We start from the raw sequence: 3,845 nt of genomic DNA, 5'->3' as shown, positions 1-3,845 counted from the left end.
GCCCGAGCGTGGCAATGTCATCAATTTGATGGATGCGCTGAAGGCGAGCCTGTCGCAGTCGAAGCCGCCGGCCAAGTCGAAGAGCAAGGCCGACGAGGTGGCGGCCAAGCCCGCCGCCAAGAAGGCGGCAGCGGGCGGTGCGCCTGAAAATCCGCTGAAGGCCAGTCTGCTGAAGGCGGTCGGCAAGAGCAAGAAATGACGGCACCGGCGGGCGCCGTCTTTGGCACCATCGGCGCGCTGGCGGCGTTTCCGCTTAGGTTGGCGGCTCGCGAGGTCGAGCGCCAGCATGGCCAGCTCCGGCGCGGCATCACAAGGCGCACCACGCATGTCGTGTTAGGCCGCACACTTCTCGCCAAGGCTGGATTGACGAAAAACGGCGATGCCGGGATCGAGCGCCGCGTCGCCGCCGAGCGTGCGGCCGGGCGCATGCTGCTCAGTGAGAACGGGTTTCTGCGCATGCTCGGGCTGATGAAGGCGCCGGGGGCGTCGTCACTGTCGCGGCAATCGCTGATCGAGCAATCGCGATTGTCTGGCGCCGACCTTGACCTGTTGTCGCTGTTCGATGCCTTCGAGCATGATTGCGAACCCTATTCCTTCCGCGACCTGATCCTSGCGCGCAAATATGCCGGGCTGGTGGCCGGCGGTGCGWCCTGGGGCGCGATCGCGCGCTCCGTGCATCGCTCCGGCCCGGTCGCCTCGCTCACCGCCAAGTCGCTCAATGTCGGCTCGCAGCACGGCCGCCCTGACGCGATCTATCTCGAAGGCGGCCAGAGCGAACTCGACGGGCAGTTGCTGTTCGATCTGGGAAGCGCGGCACAAGGCGACGACACGCTGGAAGAGCTGTTTTCCGAGGCCGAAGCGGTGGAGGAGGGCGGCGACCATGAAGGTGCTGCCGCACTCTACCAGCGCTGCCTCGCCATCGACCCCAGCGATGCCATCGCCGCCTTCAACCGCGCCAACTGCCTGCGCGCCGGCGGCCACGCGGCCGACGCCGCGCATGACTATGCCAGGGCGATAAAACTCGACCCAGCCTTCGTGGAAGCCTGGTTCAACCTGGCCGGGCTGATGAGCGAGCAAGGCCGCGACGCCTCGGCGCGACGGCACCTGCAGAAGGCGATCGCGCTCGACAAGAGCTATGCCGACCCGGTGTTCAACCTGGCGCGGCTGGAGTTCGACGCCGGCAATTTGCAGGAAGCGCGGCGGCTGTGGGTGCGCTATCTGGAGCTCGATCCGGAGTCGGAATGGGCTGGGGTGGCGGCCAGGGGCGTGCAGTTCGTGGATATGCAGCTGGCGCGGACGGCGGGGTGAGGGAAAGACGTGCAACTCGACGCCAAGACCATCCGAACGCGGGTCGCCGAAGAACTCCATGCACGCCTTGGCGAGAGATGGTTCAAGCCGGGCAGCGCCAAGTTGATAATCGCGTCGGCGGACAACCTGACCGATTTCAGTATCGAGCTGGATTGCTCTGCGGACTATCGCTACGGCGCGTATGACTGCGAGCTTGCCGCTGCCTTCAAGTGGAAGAAATTCGCCAAGCTGTGGAAGAACTTCGATGCCTGGTATGAAGTCAAGGATCCGAGTTCGGCTCAGTTCAAAACCCGCAGCTCTAGACAGCGGAACCGGCAATTCCTCCTAAAAGGCTTCAATGCCATCGACGCAGATTTTCGGCCCCCCATCCGGGGTTTCTTCTGGGTCGCCACCGAACAGGAGCTAGATGCTTTCATAACTCAGTGCATTGCCGATCTCGACGGCAAGGTCGGCGCATGGATCAGGCGATGGTTCGCATGGGCGTCGGCGCTGGATGTGATGGACGGCAATTCGCAATTGTGCGGGTCATGGCGAGACACCGCCTATTTCTGCTTGCTTGAGCAGATTCATGGGCGTGAAGCTGCTTGTAAATGGATAAGCAGTATCGACGCCACTGGATGGCCGAGCCTGCTCGCTGCCCAGGTTGAATATCTGCAATCGCAGGTTTGCGACGGTGTATCTGGACAGACAGCAGTTGGCTGACAAGGGATCGCGACCTGAATCGAAAGACCGCCCCATGACCACCTTCCTTTTCGACGGCGACGACACCGCCTCCGTCACCATCCTGCTCGCGCATGGCGCCGGCGCGTCGATGGATTCTCCTTCGATGACCGCAACCGCCAAGGCTCTGGCTGCCGCCGGCTTCCAGGTCGCGCGCTTCGAGTTCCACTATATGGCGGCCCGCCGCTACGGCCAACGCAAGCCGCCGCCGCGCGCCGAGACTGTGAACCCGGAATATGTGAAGGCGATCGCCGATCTGCGCGCCAAGGGCGTCACTGGAAAGCTGATCATCGGCGGCAAGTCGATGGGCGGACGCGTCGCCTCGATGGTGGCGGACGAGATGTTCGCCAAGGGCGAGATTTCAGGGCTGGTCTGCCTCGGTTATCCCTTTCATCCGCCGGGAAAGCCCGAGCAATTGCGGACCAAGCATCTGGCCGGGCTGAAGACGCCGACGCTGATCTTCCAGGGTACGCGTGACGAGTTCGGCACGCGGGAGGAAGTGGCCGGTTATGGGCTCTCCGACAGCATCGAAGTGATCTGGCTGGAGGATGGCGACCATGATCTCAAGCCGCGCAAGAGCATCTCGGGATTTTCGACGGCCGATCATTTGAAGACGCTGGCCGAGACGGTGAAGGGTTGGGTAGGCAGCGTGGCCTCCTGATCCACCAATGAAAATCGCCACCTTCAACATCAACAACATCAACAGCCGGCTGGAAAACATGCTGGCATGGCTGGCCGTGGCAAAACCCGATGTTGTCTGCCTGCAGGAATTGAAGGCGCGCGACATGCAGTTTCCGCGCACCGCGCTGGCCGACGCCGGCTACGGTGCCGTGTGGAAGGGCGAGCCGACCTGGAACGGCGTCGCCATCCTCGCGCGAGGATCCGAACCGGTGCTGACCCGCGATACCTTGCCCGGTGACGAGGCCGACAAGCAGAGCCGCTACATCGAGGCGGCGGTCAACGGCATCGTCATCGCTTGTCTCTATGCGCCCAACGGCAATCCGCGGCCGGGSCCGAAATTCCAGTACAAACTCGCCTGGCACGCACGGCTGGAGGCGCATGCCGGGCAGCTTCTCGACACCGGCCTGCCGGTCGTGCTGGYCGGCGACTACAATATCGTGCCCGAGCCGCGCGACATCTATGCCACCCGCTCCTATGACGACAACGCGCTGGTGCAGCCGGAAAGCCGCGCCGCCTTCGCGGCGCTCATCGAGCAGGGTTGGACGGATGCGCTGCGCAAGGTCTATCCGAAGGAGACGCTCTATACGTTCTGGGAYTATCGYCGCAACCGCTGGCCGCGCGATGCGGGCTTAAGGCTCGACCACATATTGCTGTCGAAGACACTCACCCGCCGGCTGAAAGGGGCTGGTATCGACCGTGACGTGCGCGGGGAGGACGGCGCCAGTGATCATGCGCCGGTCTGGGTGCAATTGAGGTAAGAGGCTCGCGACGATCGTCGCATGGATGCGGGCGGCAACAGCATTGCCACCCCAGGAAACGCCGCCCAAAGAAACGGAGCGCGCCCGCCTGTCGGCCGGAGAGTATTGCCCGATAGTGTTGGCGGGTCTGGTCCCGGGTGCTGAGATCAGCCTGGTAGTATCGGCGCCGAGGGGCCAGCGGTGACCGACCTCAGATTGCCCTTCTTGACCAGGATGGGTCGCTCATAAATCTTCTTCATGATTCAGGCTCCATGAAACAATCGTAAGGATGCGCGCAACGCTCAGGAGAGCGCTGTCGGCACCCAAAGGTATGTATGTGACAATGTTGGAAAATTCGGCACTGACACGCCGACTTATTGCGGTGTCGGTGGGGCGGAG

At 63.2% G+C, this 3,845-nt stretch carries 5 protein-coding genes and 1 pseudogene; 5 read left to right on the top strand and 1 reads right to left on the bottom strand.

The window, feature by feature from the left end; genetic code table 11:
- The 5 genes and pseudogenes from AC1DX0_RS32555 to AC1DX0_RS32535 form a co-directional block, all read left to right on the top strand.
- Positions 1-199: pseudogene (locus tag AC1DX0_RS32555) on the top strand (non-homologous end joining protein Ku); the annotation flags it as partial.
- Positions 196-1,308 carry a tetratricopeptide repeat protein gene (locus AC1DX0_RS32550; protein ID WP_477358490.1) on the top strand — a complete coding sequence of 371 codons (1,113 nt, stop codon included), beginning with the start codon at positions 196-198 and terminating at the stop codon, positions 1,306-1,308. The pseudogene AC1DX0_RS32555 and the gene AC1DX0_RS32550, both read left to right, overlap by 4 nt.
- 9 nt (positions 1,309-1,317) lie before the next feature.
- Positions 1,318-2,010 carry a hypothetical protein gene (locus tag AC1DX0_RS32545; RefSeq protein WP_477224595.1) on the top strand — a complete coding sequence of 231 codons (693 nt, stop codon included), beginning with the start codon at positions 1,318-1,320 and terminating at the stop codon, positions 2,008-2,010.
- A gap of 34 nt (positions 2,011-2,044) precedes the next feature.
- On the top strand, positions 2,045-2,689 hold the full coding sequence (locus tag AC1DX0_RS32540) for an alpha/beta hydrolase family protein (RefSeq protein ID WP_477224594.1): 645 nt from the start codon (positions 2,045-2,047) through the stop codon (positions 2,687-2,689).
- A gap of 7 nt (positions 2,690-2,696) precedes the next feature.
- Positions 2,697-3,467, top strand: coding sequence for an exodeoxyribonuclease III (locus tag AC1DX0_RS32535; protein ID WP_477358488.1), 771 nt, complete (start codon positions 2,697-2,699; stop codon positions 3,465-3,467).
- Positions 3,468-3,613: 146 nt separating this feature from the next.
- Here the strand turns inward: AC1DX0_RS32535 and AC1DX0_RS32530 are convergent, their stop codons facing one another.
- A complete protein-coding gene (locus tag AC1DX0_RS32530) occupies positions 3,614-3,706 on the bottom strand; it encodes a lasso RiPP family leader peptide-containing protein (RefSeq protein WP_477224592.1) in 93 nt (30 codons plus the stop codon).
- Between the last annotated feature and the right edge of the window lie 139 nt (positions 3,707-3,845).

Source organism: Mesorhizobium sp. P3_A9 (assembly GCF_056402975.1).
The sequence above is the reverse complement of the archived record's forward strand: the minus strand, read 5'-3'. Positions and strand labels throughout refer to the sequence as shown.